The organism is Methylobacterium hispanicum, from assembly GCF_022179285.1.
Classification (GTDB): domain Bacteria; phylum Pseudomonadota; class Alphaproteobacteria; order Rhizobiales; family Beijerinckiaceae; genus Methylobacterium; species Methylobacterium hispanicum.
Genome location: NZ_BPQO01000005.1, coordinates 55,030 through 75,397, shown reverse-complemented (window position 1 = coordinate 75,397; position 20,368 = coordinate 55,030). Strand labels below are relative to the sequence as shown.

General features: G+C 69.5%; 16 protein-coding genes. 10 read left to right on the top strand and 6 right to left on the bottom strand.

Translation table 11 applies throughout. From position 1 onward, the window contains the following. Nucleotides 1-97: 97 nt before the first annotated feature. Both MFF56_RS07270 and MFF56_RS07265 read left to right on the top strand, forming a co-directional pair. The gene (locus MFF56_RS07270; RefSeq protein WP_238229890.1) at nt 98-1,843 is read left to right on the top strand and encodes a coiled-coil domain-containing protein; all 1,746 of its coding nucleotides are present in this window, start codon (nt 98-100) and stop codon (nt 1,841-1,843) included. Between the two features lie 13 nt (nt 1,844-1,856). After that, nucleotides 1,857-3,713: a hypothetical protein gene (locus MFF56_RS07265; RefSeq protein ID WP_238229889.1), complete on the top strand. Its 1,857-nt coding sequence runs from the start codon at nt 1,857-1,859 to the stop codon at nt 3,711-3,713. Between the two features lie 150 nt (nt 3,714-3,863). On the opposite strand, the gene MFF56_RS07260 is transcribed toward MFF56_RS07265, so the two are convergent. After that, entirely contained in the window at nt 3,864-5,336 is a 1,473-nt protein-coding gene (locus MFF56_RS07260; RefSeq protein ID WP_066926539.1) for a hypothetical protein, read from the bottom strand. A 497-nt stretch (nt 5,337-5,833) separates the two neighbouring features. Here MFF56_RS07260 and MFF56_RS07255 point away from each other — a divergent pair, with 497 nt between their 5' ends. From MFF56_RS07255 to MFF56_RS07220, 8 genes are all read left to right on the top strand, one after another. Continuing rightward, a complete protein-coding gene (locus MFF56_RS07255; protein ID WP_066926541.1) occupies nt 5,834-6,109 on the top strand; it encodes a hypothetical protein in 276 nt (91 codons plus the stop codon). A gap of 181 nt (nt 6,110-6,290) precedes the next feature. Continuing rightward, the gene (locus MFF56_RS07250) at nt 6,291-8,303 is read left to right on the top strand and encodes an AAA family ATPase (protein ID WP_066926543.1); all 2,013 of its coding nucleotides are present in this window, start codon (nt 6,291-6,293) and stop codon (nt 8,301-8,303) included. Next, a complete protein-coding gene (locus MFF56_RS07245) occupies nt 8,296-8,526 on the top strand; it encodes a hypothetical protein (RefSeq protein WP_066926545.1) in 231 nt (76 codons plus the stop codon). The genes MFF56_RS07250 and MFF56_RS07245 overlap by 8 nt, the downstream gene beginning before the upstream one ends. 710 nt (nt 8,527-9,236) lie before the next feature. Further along, on the top strand, nt 9,237-10,538 hold the full coding sequence (locus MFF56_RS07240; protein WP_156453967.1) for a hypothetical protein: 1,302 nt from the start codon (nt 9,237-9,239) through the stop codon (nt 10,536-10,538). A gap of 81 nt (nt 10,539-10,619) precedes the next feature. Continuing rightward, nucleotides 10,620-12,782 carry a site-specific integrase gene (locus tag MFF56_RS07235; RefSeq protein WP_066926549.1) on the top strand — a complete coding sequence of 721 codons (2,163 nt, stop codon included), beginning with the start codon at nt 10,620-10,622 and terminating at the stop codon, nt 12,780-12,782. Between the two features lie 2 nt (nt 12,783-12,784). After that, on the top strand, nt 12,785-13,429 hold the full coding sequence (locus tag MFF56_RS07230; RefSeq protein WP_066926551.1) for a hypothetical protein: 645 nt from the start codon (nt 12,785-12,787) through the stop codon (nt 13,427-13,429). Continuing rightward, nucleotides 13,429-13,935, top strand: coding sequence for a hypothetical protein (locus tag MFF56_RS07225; protein ID WP_066926553.1), 507 nt, complete (start codon nt 13,429-13,431; stop codon nt 13,933-13,935). The genes MFF56_RS07230 and MFF56_RS07225 overlap by 1 nt, the downstream gene beginning before the upstream one ends. After that, nucleotides 13,932-16,226, top strand: coding sequence for an AAA family ATPase (locus tag MFF56_RS07220; RefSeq protein WP_238229888.1), 2,295 nt, complete (start codon nt 13,932-13,934; stop codon nt 16,224-16,226). Before MFF56_RS07225 ends, MFF56_RS07220 begins: the two co-directional genes overlap by 4 nt. 88 nt (nt 16,227-16,314) lie before the next feature. On the opposite strand, the gene trxB (MFF56_RS07215) is transcribed toward MFF56_RS07220, so the two are convergent. Genes trxB (MFF56_RS07215) through greA form a run of 5 tightly spaced genes read right to left on the bottom strand, consistent with a single transcriptional unit; the run spans nt 16,315 to nt 20,361 of the window. Further along, on the bottom strand, nt 16,315-17,319 hold the full coding sequence (gene trxB / locus MFF56_RS07215; RefSeq protein ID WP_066926557.1) for a thioredoxin-disulfide reductase: 1,005 nt from the start codon (nt 17,317-17,319) through the stop codon (nt 16,315-16,317). 46 nt (nt 17,320-17,365) lie between these two features. After that, nucleotides 17,366-18,304 (bottom strand): thioredoxin-disulfide reductase, encoded by a 939-nt coding sequence (trxB, locus tag MFF56_RS07210; protein WP_066926559.1) that lies wholly within the window; start codon nt 18,302-18,304, stop codon nt 17,366-17,368. Between the two features lie 41 nt (nt 18,305-18,345). Beyond that, nucleotides 18,346-19,332 carry a mitochondrial fission ELM1 family protein gene (locus MFF56_RS07205; protein ID WP_082773306.1) on the bottom strand — a complete coding sequence of 329 codons (987 nt, stop codon included), beginning with the start codon at nt 19,330-19,332 and terminating at the stop codon, nt 18,346-18,348. 23 nt (nt 19,333-19,355) lie between these two features. Beyond that, on the bottom strand, nt 19,356-19,877 hold the full coding sequence (locus tag MFF56_RS07200) for a hypothetical protein (RefSeq protein WP_066926563.1): 522 nt from the start codon (nt 19,875-19,877) through the stop codon (nt 19,356-19,358). 7 nt (nt 19,878-19,884) lie between these two features. Then, on the bottom strand, nt 19,885-20,361 hold the full coding sequence (gene greA, locus MFF56_RS07195) for a transcription elongation factor GreA (protein WP_197430725.1): 477 nt from the start codon (nt 20,359-20,361) through the stop codon (nt 19,885-19,887). Between the last annotated feature and the right edge of the window lie 7 nt (nt 20,362-20,368).

The window sequence follows — 20,368 nt, the reverse complement described above, 5'->3', positions numbered from 1 at the left end:
CCAGCTCCGCGTCGCGTGGATCGCGCTGGCCGGGCGGAAGCAGGGCACCGACGACGACCGCGACATCTCTTTCCGCTGGCCCGAGGGCGACGGCGAGATGGGACCCGGGCTCTGGGCCTTCCTGTCGGACAGGAATTCGCGGGGCAAGTCGAGCCTGCTCAACCTCATCCAGGCCGCGTTGCGCGGTGAGTTTCCCGGCAATGTGAAGCCCGACGTCTGGGGCTGGCTCAGCCTCGTCGAAGTGGCCTTCCGCATCGACGCGACCCTCTATCGCGTACGGGTCGAGAAGGACGCGGGCGAGGTCGATCCGCGCATGGCCCGGGGGACGCTCTCGCGCGGCGAAGGCGATGCGCGGATCGACCTCTATGCCGGGCCGGCCGATAAGCCCTTCGAGAAGGCCGTCGCCGACAACATGATGGAGGAGTTCGGCTTCGGCTCCTTCCACGCCTTCAACAAGGCGTACGGTCCGCGCACCCACGGCTGGAACGCCATCGCCACATCGTTCTTCGTCCACGGCCCTGGCACGGCGGTCTTCGGGAACGTGACCCGCGACGGCGTGCCCCTGCGCCTGCTGCAGATGTTCATGGGCCTGCCGTGGATCACCACCTACTCGGCGGCGTCCACGGCGTTCAAGAAGGTGAGCGCCGAAGGCGGGAAGGCCTCGTCGGCGGACCCCGCCACGGGACGGTTGGCCGAGCGCCTCAAGGCGACCGAGCAGGAGTTGGAGGACCTTCGCGCTCGGAGCGCGACGCGGGTAGACCGTCCGCGCCTTCGCTCGGACTTGGTGACACGCGACAGGGAGACGATGCGCCTGCGCGCGGCGGTCACCCTGGCAGAGGAACGCGTCGACACTCTCGACCGGCAAGCCGCCGCGGCGCAGGAGTCCGTGGCCGAGCTCAAGCGGACCCTGCAGCAGATGCGGGACGAGAGGGCGGCGGGCATGGTGTTTCGGCGGCTTCGGCCGGTGTGCTGCCCGTCCTGCGACAATGGCATCGACGCCAAACGGTACGACACCGCGGAGGGCGGGGGTACGTGCGCCCTCTGCGGCGAGAGGCATGTCGAGGGAGAGGAGGACGGCCCTCGCATCGACGACCTTCAGGCCGATGTGCGCGAGGCCGAGCAGGTTGTCGCCCGCCTGAACGCGGAGCTCGCCGCGGCGAAGCGGCACCTGCGCGAGGCCCAGGCGGAGCGCGACACCAACCAGGCGCGCATCGGCGAGATCGCGGCGGAACTGGCCGCGGCCGAGGACCCGGACGCGGAATTCCGCGTAAGGGCCCTTGAGGCGCAGGCCGAGCAGTTGAGGGAGATCATCGCGGAGATGGCGGCACCGGTGAAAACGGCCGCGGCCGACGACGCCTCGGTCCTGCGCCAGGTCGAGAAGGTCACCCGTGAACTGTTCGACGACCTGCAGCGGGATGTCCTCAAGGAGGTCTCGGACGAGGTCGCCGCACTCTCCCGCCGCTTCGGCGTCCAACACGTCGAGGGCATGGATTGGACCGGCAATAACGTCCTCAATATCCGGCAGGGAGGGGCGGACCTCACCTTCTCGGACCTGTCGCCCGGCGAGAACCTGAGGGTGCGCATCGCCGCTGCCCTGGCGGTCGTCGCCGTCGCGCGCCGCCGCCGCTTCGGCCGGTATCCCGGCATGCTCGTCCTCGACAGCCCGCGGTCCCAGGAGATGAACGACGACGACTTCGCCGCATTGATGGCGAGCGTGCAGGAGGTCATCAACGAGACCGGCGACACCCAGGTCATCGTCGGTGCCGCCACCAAGCCCAGCCTGTTGGGAGTTGTCCCTGGCCGGCAAACGCTCCACGCTGAAGGTGGTCGATTCCTTTTCTGAGCCGGGTTCCACGATGGCGGAGGACGTTCTGAGACGGCTTCTGGCCCGTGACGAAGCCGAACCCGCCGACCTGTCGTCGGTCTCGCCCGGGCAGTTGCGCGAGGCCGTCCGCGGATCGGGCCGGGGCGTCGAGGGCGCTGACCTGTTCGTCGCGCTGGCCTCGCATCCAGACGTCGGCAAGGCCGCCGCGGCCGCGGTCGAGATCGTTCAGGAGGCGGGCGACGTCATCGCGATGGCCGGCATCGCCGCCTGGCTCGGCCATGGTGGCCGGTTGCACCGGGAAGCCGCGGGCTTGCTCGGGCGAGCGTTTCTGGAGCGCGCCGGGGACCGCGCCAGTGATTACGGCGCGCGCGCCCAGGCGCTGAAGGCGGCGATGATCCTCGCCCAGTCGGACCGTGCCCTGCTGCGGCGGCTCCAGGCGGAGATGATCGAGCTCGACCCGGCGGACGACGGCGATTTCCTGCGTCATGCGGCCAATGTCACGGGCGCCCTCCTGGCACGTGAGCCGGACCCGGACCTGCACGCGGTCCTGGGCAAGCTCCTCGATGTCGAGGAAGCGGAGGACGAGGTCGCCATGGAACTCGGGCTCGACGCGCTCCGCGCTGGCCTGGACGCGACGACGCAGGACGACGCGCTCCGGTCGTTCCGGGAGGCCCGGGACTGGTTCGGGCGGTCCGAGGCGGCGAGCGAGGAGCGCCCGGACGCCCGACTGTACCGCCGGTGCCTGGACATGCTGGTCGCGTTCCAGACCGGCAGGACCCAGAGCGATCTCCGTGTCGGCATCGACGGCATCAAGGAGGCCGCTTTCGCGTACACGGCCCACCTGTCTCCCTCCGACCGCCCCGAGGAGATCTCGTCATGGCTCGGCGCCCGGGGCCGCGAGCGCGTCCACTGGTCGATGCTCGCGCTCCGGCTCGGCGCCCTCGACACCAGCTTGGGGAAGCGGGCCTGGCTCAATGCCGCCACCGTCATCCAGGACGAACTCGTCTCCGTCTACTCGGCGAGCCGCAGCATCATGGTGCGCGGCGGGGACGGCGGCCTCGAAGCCGTTCTCCGCCCCCGGATCGTCGGTGCCCTGCAACGGGAACTGCATTCCCTGGACACGCTCGACCAGTGGATCGAGGAGAATTCGGGGTCGGGGCTGCTGCCCGACGTCTCGGGGCTCCGCGCCCGGGTGGCCGAGGCCCGCGAGGGGGTCGTTGCCCATCGCCCTACTGAGGCGGCGCCCGGGAGCTCACCGGCCGCCGCCATCCTGGAGAGCATCCCCGAGGCGGGCCGGGCATCGGCGATGGCGCGCGTCGCCGGTGCCATGATGACGTTGGTCGGCGAGAGCACGTCCGCCGTGGTGTCGGACCTGTACGACGACATCATCCGGGACTTGGGCAGGAACGAACACTTCCGTCGCTACCCGGAAGCTCGCACCCTCTTCGAGATCGCCCTGTGGCTGACCCTGCAGTTCGTGGCGCAGCGGAGCAACGTCGGCTCCAGCACCTATCGACGGGCAAGGTACCTGTTCGAGAGGGACCCAGCCAAGCTCCCCTTGGAGGAGACTCTCCAGGAGGACTACCTCGACTTCCTGTGGGGCTCCCCCTCCGCCGGCATCCTGGGGGCCGAGGCCAGCGATATTGCCGGGGGACGCGTCGACGTCCTGTTCAAGCACATGCGCACGACCTTCGTGGCGGAGCTGAAAAAGACGGACCGCAAGCTCACGAACGACCAAATCGTGGCGAAGTACGGCCTCCAGAAAGTGGCCTACGACGTGACGAACGTCAGCTTCGGCATCCTGATGATGCTCGACCTGTACGATCTGGGAGGCGGTCAGCCCGACGTCGCCGAGCGGATTTCGGTCCACCACGTCACGCCGCCCTAGGGAACGACGGAGCATGCCGTCGTCCTCTTCCGGGTTCAGGGACGCCGCAAGACCCCCTCGCAACTCTGAGGCCGCATAAGTCCGGCCGCTGGCCCGTGTCCCATGGCCGGCCGGGGTTCACCCGGCCGCACTTCGACGGGTCGCGCCAGTCTAGCTCCGCATGAGCCGGCGATACCGGTCGCGCCGGAACCGCTCGCCCTCGGTGCGCTCGGCGAGGTAAGCGTCCATCGCCCTGACCCGCTTTGTCACCGCGTCCATGAGCGCGGTCACGATCTCCTGCCCATCCCCGAGCAACCCCTCGCGAAACCGGTCGGCCAGGGCGTCAGAACTTCCGCCGTCGGAGAGCGCAATCGCCCCGGGCAATGCGAAGGACCGCAGGTGGGAAGGCGTGTCGGCGAATGCTGCCAGTTGCCGCTGCCAGGAGTCGTCAGCCTTGTGCCCAAGGAACCGGCGCAGCGTATCGGCATCAAGGTCGATGCGACGCGCCGCCTGCAAGGCGTCATGGCATGGCGACGGATCCCACTCGTTCGCCTGGTAGTGCTCAATGCCGGCGAGCCCGTCCCTGACGTGCCGCTCGTAGTCCGGGCAATGGAAGCGGGGGAGGTCGTCGAAGCACAAGCCGTGAGGCTCGCCATCCCGGACGAGGCCCAGGCCGTACGTGAGCGGAGTGCCGCGCATGAGGTCGGTCAATCCTCCGTCCCCCCACGGACGTGAACGACCCGGGCCCATATCCCCGAACGTCGCCGTCCACGGCTCCGCGAACAAGACCGTCCGCAGCCCCCTCTTGTCGGGCACGATGCCGAGGAAGAACACCTCGAAGACGCTGGCCTGCATCCAGCCCAGAGGAACGCTGAACCGGTCGCCATCCATCCCCTCGTCGTAAGTCCAGCATCTGACCTGGCCGGACGCGACCAACCGGGCGTGCAAAGGTACACACGCCGACGAAGAGAAACCGTTGTCGTGGTGGGACCTATCGGGCCTCGGCTCCATCCGGGCGGTGGCGGGGTCGAAAAGGACGTTCATGCGCTCGGCGTCCGAGAAGTACCGCCGCATATCGACGGGGTCGCCGTCCGTCCCCTTGCGCACCTTGCCGAAGTATGGCCCGAGCAGCGCGACATCCTCGGCGATGAGGTCCCAGGGGCTGCGGTCGGCGGCAACGAATGGCGCCAGGTAGCTCGCCACGGCGAGCCCGAGTTCCTGCAGGAGATCAGCTTCGGAAGCGCCGGATCTGACCGCGATGGCCCGCACCATCCGGACGTAGGGGGCCAGTCCCCGGTGGATGCGTCGGCTGCGCGGAAGCGAGGCCAGGAGCGTTCCCGAGCCGTCGACCTCGGCTGGTGTCAGGTAGAACGGGTAGTAACCGGTCGCCTGGTTGGCCACCTTGGCTTCCCGGCAGATGTCCGACGGGGTCAGCCCGTGCATCTGCATCATGCGGGTCACCGCCGCGGCCGCGGCGAATGCCTCGGTCTTTCCCATCTTGCGGGAAGCCCCCTTCGGCATCGCCTCGTCCGAACGCGGGGCGAGGACGGCCTCCGCTACGGTAAGCAGGTGTGCCTCGGGATGGCTGGTCTTCATGAGCGCTTCCCTCAGGAGCCTCTCCACGGTCTCGGTCCCTGTCGTCATCGGCATCTCCTCTCGACGCCGGAAGGATGCCCACCCCGTATGGAGCCGTCGCCATGTATTATGCAGAACCATCCGCTGCCAATTTTGCAGAATGCGAGCGCCTGGCTGCATAAGCCCTGCAGAAGGGTCGCCGAAAGCGCTCTCTGGAACCATGACGGATGCCGGGTCACGCTACGGGCTATGCATTCCTCGCCGCCTCGCACACCGCGCCTCCCCCAAGATCCTGTCCGGGAGCTTTCCCCGGGATCCACCGGTTATCCGCAGCCTGGAGCCCAGGGATTGCACCAAGCAGGTTGATCACTCCCTCGGCATGGCTATGTTCACCAAGAGTTCTCGCGACCCCTCGCGGCCCCGAAACACCGGCAAGCGGCCATGATCCCCGTCCGTCGCCTCATACGGCCCTCAGGCACCCGCAACTTCACGCGCTCCCTGACCCGCACCACCGAGGCCTGACCGGCGGCTCGAACGAGCCCGGCTGCCTCGCGACGGAGGCCGCCATGATCCCCGAACCCATTCCCACGTCCGATCCCGACAGCTTGCTCGGCATCCTGTTCCGGCGCATCTTCTTGCTCAGGACCGAGCTCGGCGAACCGGCCTACGAGCGTTGCCTGAAGGCGTTGCTCGTCGCCCTGGGCGCCTCCGCCCTGGACGAGGCCGAGCGGCGCGCCCGCATCCTCGAAGGGCGCACCAGCTCAAGGCCCTCCGACGTCCGCGTCTCGTCGACCGCGGCCCGGCGCCAGCCCGAGCCGCTCGACGTCGACGGCAAGCACTGACGCCGGAGCCGCCATGACCCGCCTCGCGCGCCTGATATCCGCGAACGGCTCGGCGTCCGCATGCGCCGTGCCCCACGCGCGACCCAAACGGGCCATGCGCGTCCCCTCGCCATTCCCATCCCGCACCCCCGAGGGCTGAGCCGGCGCAAGCACGCGCGGCCGCCTCGCGACGGAGGCTGCCGTGAAGAAGCTCGACAAGACACCCGCCCAGACCCTGAAGTCCCTCGCTGCCTCCACCGAACCCGAGGCGGGCTCGCTCGACGAATTCCTGGACAACGGCGCGGCTCCTCGGGAGTCGGTCGCCACGATGCCGGTGCGCGTCATCCTGGCGATGGCCCTCATCCAGGACACTGTGCCGGCGCGTTACCTCGACCGGATCGCCACGCACACCGGCACCGCCATGGTGGTCGGCGTGCCCGGTCCCGATTACGTCGAGGCCGTCGGCCAGGCATTTTCCCGGGCAGGATGTTGGGGCGTCACATATCGGCGCAGCGGCGCGAGCAAGACGGGCGACAAGCCAGGGGTTGGCTCCGACGAGGCCGCCCAGATCCTCTCCGCGGGCCAGAACGTCCTCGGGGTCTCGCACGCCCCCGACCAGTTCCTGCCAGCTTCCCTCGTCACCGCGGCGGACATCCGCATCGACCTGCGCGCGCCAAGCCCCCGCGTCCTGCGCTCGGCCATCTTCCTCGTCACCGGGCGGCGCCCGCGCCGCATCCCCGACGACGCCGCCCGCGGCCTTTCGTTCGAGGAGGTCTCGGCCTGCATCAGGCGCGGCAGCCGCGCGGGCGAATGCGTCCGCCGGCTTGCCGCCGCCTCCAAGGCCAAGTTCCGCGGCGACCCCGCGCTCGCCGACGTGCCCACCCTCGACCGCATGCACGGGCTCGGACCCGCCGCCGAATGGGGGCTCTCCCTTGCCGCCGCGGTCTCAGAATGGAGGCGGAACGAGCGCGAATGGGCCTCGATTGACAGGGCCGCCATCGTTTCGGGCCCACCCGGCTGCGGGAAGAGCTCCTATGCCCGGGCGCTAGCCAAGACGCTCGGAATGCCGCTCGTGTCGACTTCCGTGGCGTCGTGGTTTTCCTCGGGTGGCTACCTCGACCAAGTCATCGCCGCATTCGACGCCGCCGTGGCGCGGGCGGTCGCGGTTTCGCCGGCGGTCCTGTTCATCGACGAAATCGACACAATCCCGTCCAGAGCAAATCTAGGCAGGAATTCGAACGCTGAATATTGGAATACCTTGGTTTCCCGGATCCTGCTCGCCCTGGACTCTGCAGTATCTGGAGAGACGTCGTCTCTAATCGTTCTTGGCGCAACTAATTATCCCGAGCGCCTCGACGATGCCCTCGTCAGGCCGGGTCGCCTGAACCGGGTCATCCGTATCCCGGCGCTGGACGCGCCCGCCATCGCCGGCATCCTGCGCCAGCATCTGGGAGACGACCTGCCGGACGCTGACCTGATGCCGCTCGCCGCCGTCGGGCTCGGCGCCAGCGGGGCCGAGGTCGCATCATGGGCCAAGGGCGCCAAGGAAACGGCCTGGGCCGGTCGCCGGCCGATGGAACCCGCCGACCTCGTTGCACAGGTGGCCCCTCCCGAGACCCGCTCCAAGGCCCAGCTCTTGGCGGTGGCACGGCATGAGGCAAGCCACGCGTGCTCCGCCGAACTCCTCGGGTCGGGAACCGTCGAGAGCGTCTCCATCGTCGGACGGGGCGGCTTCGCGGGACGCACCAACGCCAGGCTCAGGACGACCGAGTGCCTGAGCGCGGACGAGCTCGATGCCTTCGTCGTCTCGGTCCTATGCGGCAGGGCGGCCGACGAGCATTGGGGCAGCCCGACGTCGGGATCGGCCGGCGCGCCGGGCAGCGACCTCGCTATCGCCACCGGCCTCGTCGCAGGCAAGCACGCCTCGTACGGGCTGGGGGCCACACTGAGTTACAGGGGTGCTCCGGCGGATGCGGCCGGGCTCCTCGACAGGGACGCAGCCTTTCGTGCGGTCGTGGAGGCGGACCTCCAAAATCTGTACGCCTGCGCGAGGGCATTCGTTGCCAGGAACGCGACCCTGATCGAGGCCCTCGCCCACCGGCTCGTCCGTTCCCGCATCCTGTCAGGGGAGGACCGGGGCATCATCGGTACGCCCGCGTCCGCGGCCTCGGTGGATGGCAGCCGCGTCGTTCAGGTGGGAGGCGTCCATGGATGAGGACCGCCTCGATGCCGCGGCCGCCGAGATCCTCGTCGGGCTTATGCACCTTCGTCGTACCCTGGACCCGGCGGACTTCCTGGACCTCGCGGGTTCCATCATGGTCGAAATCGACGAGGGCATCGGATTGGGTCTGGAACGGGCCCACCGGCGCAGGCCGGAGGGGAAGGTGATCCCGTTCCCGCTGGATGTATCCCCCGGGCCCGGCAACGGGAAGGGCTGACCCCCGGGCGTTCGCAAGGACCGGAAAGGTCGGCCCGAACCCAGTCCTCGCCCATTTCGCTCAAATGCAATCTATTATGCCTTCGCTAAGGCTGCCGCGCAGTCCTTCTGGATCCCCCCGGCAAGATTTTGTACACGGGCAACATGAACTCGGTGCCGCAACACTCGGCCGCCTTACGGCAGGCCCCCTTACGGTTAGGCTCGATAGCCTAACCGCTTTGCGGACTTTCGGCCGGCAACTCCGGTCGCGCCAGGCCCCCGGTGGCCTTCCAGCCAGGCATCCCGACGGAAGCTGCGTCGGTCCCGAATGCCGGGGTCTCCCGAGTTCACCTTCCACCACGTAGTCGCCCACCCGCATGCGCACGATACGCTTATCGACGCCAGCCCGACGGGCATCGCGTCGGCCCGGCATGCCGGCCTGAGGTCCACCAGACCTTGGCTTGGACCGCCGGCCGACCTGAGCCCGTCCCGCGGTCAGGCCCAACCCTTTCTCGGTCCTTGGAAGCTCAGATGCCCGCAACGTCGAACCGCGAGCGATTAGCGGCCTGAGGTCCCCGGCACGGGACCCTGGACCCGCACGGCACACCTCAGCCGCGCCGCCGAACCATCCCCGAACATCAGCAGCGCAGCCCGGAGCCACGCCTCCGGGACGGCGGAGCCATGCCCGCCGTCGAGGCCGGGCCTTCGCAGACCTTCCCGAGGAACGATCCGATGACGCAGCAGAGCCTGAACCCCCGTCTGCCGGGAACTCCTTCGAACGAGGTCGGGGGACAAGCCCTCCTGCCCGAGGGGCGGCCGACGGAGTCGGCGGCGACGCTTCCGGCCGTGCCCGCGATCAACCCCACACCGGACCTCATCGTGACCGCCCCCCTTCCGAAGATGCGGTCACTCTTCGCCAAGTACGTCCAGGAAGCCGCGGCCCACGAGCGCCTGCGGCGCCGAGAGATGAACGTCAACGACACCAAGATGCTCGTCGACAACGCGCTGGCCGAGCGGCTTGCGAGCGTCGACGAGATGGAGGCGCGGGACTTCGTCGACGCCTTCACGCTGTTCGACGCGTTCGACTGGACAAGCCGCGACGAGGCGAGCCGCGAGCGACTGCGGCAAGTGCTCCGGATCGATGCTGCCGGCGAGGGCCGGACCCGCATGGCCTCGGTTCGGACTGGGCTGAAGTACGCCTACCTCAAGCTCTGGGCCGACGGCGCCGTCCTGTTCCCGCTTCATTTCAGGATGGGGCGGTCGCTCCGGGGCGGCCAGATCAAGGAGATCCTGCCGCCGGTCGCGACCTGCCACACCGAGAGCAACGACCAGGTGATGGCGGCCTTCGGTTTCGCCCTTACGCTCGCCTCGTCCTGGCGCTCATTCTCAGACATCGACCTCGACGCCTTCGGTGCATACGAACTCGACCTCTGCCGGGACTTCCGCAAGAGGGAGATCCTGGGGGCCCGGCGGCGCGACCCGTACTCCCCGTTCACCGCCGCGCTGTGGACTTGGTACCACGCCGGGAAGGAGAGCGGGTTCCGCTATTCCGAAGCCGAAGTGCGCGGGTATCTCTACTGGGTCCACCGCGTCCGGGCGGGCACCATCTCGCCGGACGAGAAGCCGTCGGAGTTCATCCCGACGACGCTTGAGCGGCGGAAGGGGGTGCTCTTCTCCAAGAGGAGCAGAGCTGAGAGGCGCCAGGCCGCCGCCCAGATCGACCTGCTCGACAATCCTCGCAAGGCCGAGTTCAAGGCGGCGATCCTGGCAGGCCAGAAGTCGGCGCGCGACATCAGGTTCGAGGTGGCGCACGACCAGGTCGCGTCGCCCGACGACATCCTCGTCTATGCCAAGCTGCTTCGCGTTCAAGGCGGCAGGCGGCAATGGGGCGATCTCTATCCCGTCCGGATGCATGCCTACCCGACCGATGTCTGGGCGACGTGGAACGACATCTTCGAGCGCTTCCTGGAGTTCCGCAAGCGCCAGGGATACGAGTCCACCGTGAGCATGGAGACGTTCCGGTTCGCCCTCTAGGATTACCTCTGCTGTTACCTGCCCTGGTGGATCGAGCTGAGCCCCGACGCGGGCTACGCACTACCCGCCGACCCGTCGCTCGTGGTCCGTTTCGGCTCTTGGATCGAAGGCGACGCGCGACACGCGCCGCTGCCCCTGCTTCGCTTCTTCGATAGGACCAGGGCCGGCTCCTCTCCGGAGAACTTCAACAGCTTCATCGCGAACGCGCATAAGTTCTGGGATTTCTGCCGTGCGCAGGCTCCGCGGCTCAACCTGGCCAGGGCGAGCTTCGACAACCCCGTCGTCCCGCAGATGGACCGGCTGGTGAAGCACAGCCACCAGAAGACAAACAAGAATCCCATCCCGGCGTCCGTGCTTCCCTACCTGCTCCGCTACGCCTACGCCTGCGAGGGCTTCTTCATGGATCTGTCGGCGCGCTCCCTGGCCGGGGCGCTCACGGACGAGGAACGGAAGTACGTCAATCATACCATCTGGACCTTCGGGACCTTCGATCCCGCCCGGTTCGGGCTCAAGGTCGGCTTCGAGTTCGAGGACAAGCGCCACGAGATCGGCTCGATCCCGCTCCTCGCCCCGTGGTGGGACCGGTTCGTGAAGTGTGAGCAGGGCGACACGACCGCGTTCCTACCTGCGCTCTCCGGCTTGAGGATGGTCATCGGCGCACTTGAGACGGGCATCCGCTTCCAGGGCATCCAGTGGCTGGACAGGAAGACCTACCGCTCCCTCGCCGACGACGGGGCGCCCGGCTCCGAGCTGGTGCCGCTCGTCGTGAACACCGACAAGGTCCGCGACCGTCCCTGGAAGACCCTGATCGTTCGCCGGGCCTACGACCTCCTGCGGCGCGAGGAGGCGTATCAGGACCTGCTGGCCGACGCCTTCGTCGACCGGCCGGTCTTCTACGAGCGCCGGGAACACAGCCGGTTCGCGCCGGTCCTGCCGCTCTTCCGGGGACCCCAGTCGAGCCAACCGGTTGCGGACGGGGCCTACACGACCGCCTGGGAACGCCTGATCGTCGGGTTCTCGCTGTGGTACGAGCGGCACGTCCCGGGCGCTGAACCGCTGCGGATGTGGCGGTACGTGCCCGACACGGAGCCAGGGACGCGCAAGCCCCGCGTCACCATGCACGTCGAGGGCGAGGAGCAGCGCCCGTGCTGCCTCCTGAAGGTCAAGCTGCGGCACACGCCGCACTCGGCCCGATCGACGTTCATCTCCGCGCGGTCCGGCATCCTCCCCATCGAGGTGACCGGCTGGCTCGTCGGCCATACCAACCGGGCCACGACCTACCACTACACCGTCGAGGAGGAGAGAAAGCTCAAGGCCAAGCTTATCGCCGCATCGAACGCCCTCTGGGCCCCGGATAGGGACAACCCGGTCCACATCCGCGCCGACGCGGTCAACAGCGCCCTGCGGAAGAGCTTTGAGTCGAACCCCGGCCAGACCGTCGCGGCTTTCGGCCTGCAGTCGATCTCGCTGTTGAACGTCGACGCGTCCGACACCGACGGGATCTCCGTCCTGCGCTCGACGGCCATGAGCTACGTCACCTTCCGGGAGACCCACATCTGCCCGGTCGGCGAGGCTTGCCCCTCCAACGTCATGGACGTGATCGTGGAGCCCCGCCGCTGCGGTCTATGCCCCCTGGCCATCCGGTCGGTGGACCACCTGCCGTCCATCGCGGCCAAGATGCGACGGCTGCTGGAGCAGGTGCGCGAGGGCGCGCAGGTGGTCGAACGCTACCGTCGCCGCGGGGAGCCCGCGGCGAGCGTGGCCGAGGTCAACCAGCGCCGCCGCCTCGACGTCATGGAGTACGAGGGCTGGAAGACCGCGCTCGTGCTGCTGACCAAGACCCTGGCGGAGCTCGGGCGCGGTTCGGCGGACGCCTTCCACGTCGGGATGCCCGACGCGGTTCGGCTCCACCTGCGGCTCGTCACCCGCGACGCGGACGCGGCCGAGTTCATCCTCCAGCGCATCGTGGACAGCCACGGCCATGCCGCCTTCGAGACGCCGCTGGTGCGTGCGCAGGCCGCCCAGCTTCGCCAGCGGCTCCTCGCCTCCACCGGCGTCGTCGAGGCCGAGATGGACCGCGTGCAGGACGACCCTGTCGCCGCACTGGTCTCCAGCCTGCGCCTCGTGCTTCAGGCCCGCGGGATCGCACCGACCTTCCGGGCGGCCCTGGAGACGGTTCGCGCTCGGTGTGCGCTGGGCCCGGGCGAGGCGATGCCGAGCCTGCCTGAACCGGGGAGCGCCTAGCCATGGGGGCCCGCAAGGGACAGAACAACTTCGGCGAGCACCAGAAGCGCGTCGTTGCAGACAACCTGCGCAAGGTCGAGCGCGTGCTGAAGGCGCTGCCGCGCGGCACCCGGTACGCCGACTTCAACGCGCTCAAGCGCGCCGTCGCGAACGCCAGCGGCATCGACGCCACCACGCTGCGGCGCAACGAGCGCTACAGCCGAGCCATCTGGGCGCACGTCGCGGGGCATCCCGGGCTCATCGCCGGCGCGGTCGGCGACGCGGCGCCGCACGCGATGCTGAAGGTCGACGCGACGAGCGCGCGCATTGAGGCGGCGGCCTTGAGGCGCAAGGTCGACAGGCTTGAGAAGTGGATCGCCCGGCAGGGTTCCGAGCAGCGCGCCGAGGGGGTCCCGCAGGTCGGTCACGGCGGCGCTGGGCGGCCCGAGGCGGCCTTCGAGCGGACAGCGACGGTGCTCGCGCGGCTGCTCGACCGCCTCGCCGCCAAGGGGTTCGGGATCGTGCTCGACCTTGAGCGCGGCGAGATCCAGGACACGGTCGAGGATGGCCCCGAGGCCGTCATCGCCTGCCGTCCGGACACCGCCCCGTTCCTCGACTGGATGCGCAACCAAGGCGGCGACCCGAACGGTCGCGGGGAGGGGAACTGATGGCGCGACCTGCATCCGTGCCTGGGCTCCTGGAGGAGTTCCGGACGTTCCTCGAAGAGCGCTGCGTCGCCTATGAACAGGGCGGCCAAGCGGCCCCGACGCTTCCCGCCACCCGCGGCGGGAAGGTCAACGTCCGGGGGTTGATGCGCGAGTTCCATCGCTGGGGCGAGGACCGCGGCGTGCCGGTGCCGGCCACCGCTTGGCAGTACGTCTACGCGGAACGCGACTGGTCCGGGGAGATCGACGTCGCGGCCAAGGCTCAAGGCCTGGCGCCGACGACGGCGACCGATGCCGGGACCGCGGACGACGCCGCCCAGAAGCGGATCGCGCGGCTCGCGAAGGACGCCAAGGACCAGACGGAGGGCCATGCGCTGGCCAAGGCCCGGGTCGTGCGGCTTGAGCGGCAGCTCGCCGAGCGGGACGCCGAGATCAAGCGGTTGCGCGAGCGCTTCTCCCTTATGCAGCGGACAGGCGCAATCCTGAGGACGGGGGATGTCATCGAATGAGCGCGCCGGTCCGTCTGGAAGTTCAGGTCGCCTCCGTGGTCTGGGCCGGAGAGGCGACGACGGTGTTCTCCGGGACGCTGCGAGACGGTTCGGCCGTGCGCGTGGTGGGCAGGGGTGAGGGATTCGCGCCGGCCAACGGGGAGGTCTACGAGGTCGACGGCCTCTGGCGGAACAGCGAAAGGTACGGACGCCAGTTTCACGGGCGCGAGGGGGCTTTCGTCCGAAAGCTGCCGCGCGGGAAGCTCGTCGGATTGTGGCTGCAAGGCATCCCGGGCGTCGGCCCCGAGCGCGCCAAGCGGATCGTGCGGGCGTTCGGCGGCAGGCTCCACGAGGTCTTCGACGGCAGGCAGCCGCTGGAAACCCTGGCCGAGGCCATCGACCCGGACCGCCCGGCCCTAGCGGGGCGGATCGCGGCGGTCATCGCGGACCGCTGGCAGGAGGTCGAGGGCGAGTACGCGACCCTGCGCTGGCTGGAGGACCATGGCGTCGAGGACGCCGTCCTTGCCCGCCGGCTCGCGGGACTGCTCGGTCCCGAGGCCGTGCCGTTGTTGGAGCGGAACCCCTATGTCCTGGCGGCGGTGCTGCCATGGCATCGCCTGGACCCGCTGGCGCGGCAAGTCCTGGGGACGCAGCGCGGCGCCGCGAACGTCACGACCTGCCGCGAGCGGCTCGTCGGGGCCATCGACGTCGCGATGCAAGATGCGGTGCGTGGCGGCGACACGGCCATCCGGAAGGATGCGCTCGGCGGTCTGGTGGCGAAGCGCCTCGGCGTCGAGGGCTCCCCGGACCTCGACGAGCGCATCGTGCGGGTCGGCCTCGCCAACAAGGCGCTGGTCGACGGCGGGGACCGTTGGCGTGCGCCCGGGTGCGCGGTGATGGAGGAGGGGCTCCGAGGCCGCTTCGCAGCCATGGTCCTGGGCGAGCGATGCGGCATCCGCCTGCCCGGCGAGGCAGACCTCAGGCGCATCCTGGCAATAATCGAATTCCGCGGCCGCCCACTCCACCCGGAGCAGCGCGAGGCGGTCCTCCGCTCGGTCCGCCGGGGTTTGGGATGCCTCACTGGCGGGGCCGGCACGGGCAAGACGACCACGTGCCGCGCGGTCGTGGACCTTTGGGAAAGCCTCGGCGGGCATATCCAGATGGCCGCGCTCTCCGGCAAGGCGGCCCTCAGGCTGAGCGAGGGGACGGGGCGCACCGGGACGGAGGCGAGGCCCGCGCACACCATCCACCGCCTGCTGCTCGGCCTGCGCAAGCGGGCGGACGGCCAGACCCATTGGGGAAGTGCGCAGCCCGGCGGGGAGCGGCACGATGCGGACCGGGAGCTGCCCGAGTTGACCGCCAGGACGCTTCTCGTCATCGACGAGGCCTCGATGGTCGACCTCGGACAGATGCATCAACTCGTCGAGGCGATGCCGACGGGATGCCGGATGCTCCTGGTCGGGGACCCTTTCCAGCTCGCCCCGGTCGGATTCGGTCTCGTCTTCCACCGCTTGGCCGCACAGGAGGCCCTGACCTCGCATCTGGAGACGGTGCACCGCCAGGAGGACGCAACCGGCATTCCCCAGGTGTCGCGGCAGATCCGTGCCCGCGGCGTCCCTGACCTGCCGCCCTACGAGCCAGGCCGCCGCGGCGTTTCCTTCCTTCAGGCGGACGCCGGCACGATCAGCGACGAGGTCCGAAATGTGGTGCGCGACCTCGTCGAGGCGGGAGCCGACGCGCGCGACATGATGGTCGTGTCGGCGGTGAACCGGCGCGCCGCCTCGCCGGACGGGACGGTTCAGGACATGAACCGCCGCCTCCACGAGGACCATGTCTCGTCCCTGGCGCTGACCGACGTTGGGCGCGAGCGCGCCGTGCTGCGCGGGTACTTCGGCAACGAGTTCTGCGCGGGAGACCCGGTCACGTTCCTCCGCAACGATTACGGTCGCGGCCTACGCAACGGGAGCCTTGGCCGCGTCGTATCGGTCGACGTCGACGGCGGCGTCGTGACCTGCGAGTTCGAGGGCGAGGCGCACGCCTTCGGCGACCGCGATCTGATCGACGTGAGCCTGGCCTACGCGGTGAGCTGCCACCGGGCGCAGGGAAGCCAGGCGCGTGCCGTGGTGGTTTCTCTCCTCGACGCGCCGAACGTCGAGCCGACCTGGGTCTACACCGCACTGACCAGGGCCGAGGAATCGGTGGTCCTCGTCGGTTCGGCCGAGGACCTGACGAAGGCGCTCTCCCGGCTGCCTGCTCACGAGCTGAGGCTTACGGGCTGCGCGTTCGACCTCTCCGCGACGGCTATCGGATAGGCGCGTCGAGGGTAGGGTGCGGCCTTCCGCACCCCTGCCCGTCCGGCGAGGAGGGGGGAGGCGCAAGGGCGAGGGGAAGACCCGCCGCCTAGTCGTAGGCGCCGATCATCTCGGGTTCCTGCAACTCCTCCTTCCGGACCTGCGGGTCCGGAGAGTGCTCGGCCAGGAACTTCTCGGCCTCAAGGGCCGCCATGCACCCCATGCCGGCCGCGACGACCGCCTGGCGATAGACGAATTCGGCGCAGTCGCCGGCGGCGTAGACCCCTTCGACGTTCGTTCTCGTCGTGCCGGGCACGATCTTGATGTAGCCGCCTTCGAGGAGTTCGAGCTGGCCTGTGAACAGCTTCGTCGCCGGGTCGTGTCCGATGGCGACGAACAGGCCGTCGGCCGGGACGTCGCGCGTTGCGCCGCTGTTTGCATCACGCAGCCGGACGCCGGTCACGGCTTTCACCGGTTCCCGCCGACCGAGGACCTCATCGACGACGTGGTTCCAGACGACCTCGATCTTCGGGTGGGCGAACAGCCGGTCCTGCAGGATGGGTTCGGCCCTGAAGCGGTCGCGCCGATGGACCACCGTGACCTTGGAGGCGAGATTGGCCAGATAGAGGGCCTCCTCAACCGCGGTGTTGCCGCCGCCGATTACGACGACCTCCTTGCCGCGATAGAAGAAACCGTCGCAGGTCGCGCAAGCCGATACGCCTGCCCCGTTAAACTCGATCTCGGATGGCAGGCCTAGCCAGCGGGCCTGGGCGCCAGTGGCCGCGATCAGGGTGTCGGCGACGTAGGTGTCGCCGCCATCCCCCTGCGCCACGAAAGGACGCTTCGACAGGTCGACCGACACGATGGTGTCGTAGAGGATCTGGGTGCCGACATGCTCCGCCTGCAGGCGCATCTGCTCCATGAGGTCGGGCCCCTGAACGGCGGCCGCGAAGCCCGGATAGTTCTCGACATCCGTGGTGATGGTCAGCTGGCCGCCCGGCTGGATGCCCGTCACGAGGATTGGCTTCATGTTGGCCCGGGCGGCGTAGATGCCCGCGGTGTAGCCGGCTGGTCCGGCTCCTATGATAAGGGCCTTCGTTTTGTGAGTGGTCATGGCAAGCCTGGACGTAACGAGGAAGCGGGGGTGTCTTGAATGTGCTCTACGCTGCAGCTTCAAGCACGGGCCGCGGACGGTCGTCGTTCGCCGGGCGGGCGTTTGAATACACACACATCGGGGGCTTCCCTGGTTCAGAGAAGCTGCCGAACACGCCCGGGATCTCGGTCTCGGCGGTGCCCGGCCGGACCGTGAGGTAGCCGCCCTGGCGCATGGGCAGCTGGCCCTCGAAGATCGCAGTCGCCGGCTGGTGCCCGATCGCCACGAACAGGCCGTCGGTCCGGTGCTCGGTGATCGCCCCGGTCGTCACATCCTTCAGGCGCAGATGGGTGACGGTCGGCGCCGGCTTGTCCGTGCCGCAGATCTCCTCGACCGCGTGGTTCCAGATCACCGCGACGTTCGGATGCTTGAACAGCCGCTCCTGCAGGATGCGCTCGGCCCGGAAGCCGTCGCGGCGGTGCACGACCGTGACGCGCTTGGCGATGTTGGCCAGGTACAGCGCCTCCTCGACGGCGGTGTTGCCGCCGCCGACGACCGTGACCTCCTTGCCGCGGAAGAAGAAGCCGTCGCAGGTGGCGCAGGCCGAGACGCCGCCGCCCTGGTACTTCGCCTCCGAGGGCAGCCCGAGCCACTTCGCCTGGGCGCCGGTCGCGATGATCAGCGCGTCGCACGAATAGGTCTCGCCGGAATCTGCGACCAGCCGGAAGGGCCGGGTCTTGAGATCGACCGCGGTGATGTACTCGGAGACGATCCGCGTGCCGACATGCTCGGCCTGGGCGCGCATCTGCTCCATCAGCCAGGGGCCCTGGATGGCCTCCGCGAAGCCCGGATAGTTCTCGACGTCCGTCGTGATCATGAGTTGGCCGCCGGGCTGGAAGCCCGAGATCAGCAGCGGCTCCACCATGGCGCGGGCCGCGTAGATCGCCGCCGTGTAGCCGGCCGGGCCGGAACCGATGATCACGAGCTTGGCGTGGGTATGGGCCATGGTGTCCTCGAAATCCGTGGTGCGGCGCGCGCCAGCCTATCTCATGCCGGACCGTGAGCCGAGCGGTGCTCCGCGTAGCGGCGCGCCAGCGCGGCGGCGATGACCGGGGTCGCGTCGATCGGCTTGTAGCTCAGCGCCTCCAAACGCCCGGTGAAGGGCTTGAGCGCCCCCGCGATCGCGAGGCCGGCGAACATCCGCCTGTGCCGGATATAGGTGCGCGGCAGGTCGAACAGCAGGACCGGCGCGCCGGTACTCACCGCCTCGCTCACCATGTTGGCCGAGTCCGATGTCACCACGATCGCGTCGGCGAGCGACAGCATGGCGACGTAGGGGTTGCGGCCGGTGCCGTCCCAGAGGAAGCCGCCGGTCTCGTGGGCGAGCGCCTTGACGGAATCCCGCAGGGGGTTCGGGGTGCGCCGCGAGACCGTGACCATCAGGCGGCAGCCGCTGCCGGCGAGCTTGCGCAGGTCGCTGGTCAGCCGCAGCATGTCGGCCTTGCGGTAGCTTAGGTGCCGGCTGTCGCCGCCGATCAGCACCGCCACGCGCGGGCGCTCCAGCCCGGCGAGGCGCGGGTCGGGCTCGGCTCGCGCCGCGGCGATCCGCTCCGCGGTGACGAGGTGGGGGGCGGTGAGGGTCGTGAAGACGCTCGGCCCCCGCAGATCGTCGTAGTCCGGCACCCAGATGAAGTCGGCGCTGTCCTGGCCCGTGCGCGGATCCTTCAGGAAGGCCGTAAAGGTGCGGCCCTCGGTGGCGCGCCGTACAGCGCGCATGTAGGGCACGGAGCGCCGCCCGGAGGCGATCACGATTTCGGGGAAGGGGCCGGCGAGCGCTCCCCTGCGCCGGTGCGGGCCCTGGCGCGGGTCGATCGGCCCCCACGGCGCCGTCCAGCCGAAGACGCCGTTGGCGGGCACCCGGCGCAATTCGTACGCGAGCCCCAGCGTCTCGGCGATGCCGACGCACTGGTTCTCGTCGCCGGCCTTGCCGTCGGTGACGATCCAGGCGCGGGTACCGGCGAGCGGGCCGGTCATCGACTCGGTCGGGGCGTGCACGCTCACCGGCCGGGCAGCTCGCGGCCGAGCCACTGGGCATAGATGTCGGCGATGGCCGCGATCCGGCGCCGTTCGTTGGCCGGGTCGTACCACGCGCCGCCATAGCTCGACGGCATCGCCGTGAGCTGCGGGTGGCGGGCGATCACGGCGCCGCCGCGATCGACGAGGAGCGCCTCGCCGTCGAGGTAGTCGCTCTGATTGCCGCCGCCGAGGCCGCCGCGCCCGACATTGCCGCCCACGTAGGCGCGCTGCGACAGGCCGGTGATGCGCACGACGAGGCGCGGGCCCCGGCCGCCGAGGCGGTCGGCGAGGCTGCGCCGCAGGGCCGCCGTCAGGTCAGCCCGGAGCGCCTCGGCCGGCAGGCCGCCGCCCTGAGCGAGCAGCGGACGCACGTCGACCTGCACGTCCGAGAAGGCGGGCGTCCAGTGGCCTGTGTCGGTGCCGGGCTGCGCCGCGACCGGGCCCGCGAGCGCCAGGGTGCCCGCGGCGAGAAGCGCGAGCCGTCTCAGCCAGGATCCAGCCATCGTCCCCTCAGCCGCCGTACCGGACGGCGACGACCTCGTAGGACTTGCCGCCGCCGGGGGTCGTCACCTCGACGGTGTCGCCCACGCCCTTGCCGATCAGCGCCCGGGCGATCGGCGAGGTGATCGAGACGCGGCCCGAGCGCACGTCGGCCTCGGGCTCGCCCACGATCTGGTAGGTCTTCTTCTCTTCCGTGTCCTCGTCCACGAGCTGCACGGTGGCACCGAACTTGATCTTGCTGCCCGAGAGCTTCGTGACGTCGATGATCTCGGCGCGCGCGATCATGCTCTCGAGTTCCATCACGCGGCCCTCGTTGTGGGACTGCGCCTCCTTGGCGGCGTGGTACTCGGCGTTCTCCGACAGGTCGCCGAGGGCGCGGGCCTCGGAGATCGCCTGGATGATGCGCTGACGCTCGACCTGCTGGCGGTGCTTCAGCTCTTCCTCGAGAGCGGCGTAACCGCGGGTCGTGATCGGAACCTTGTCTATGCTCATC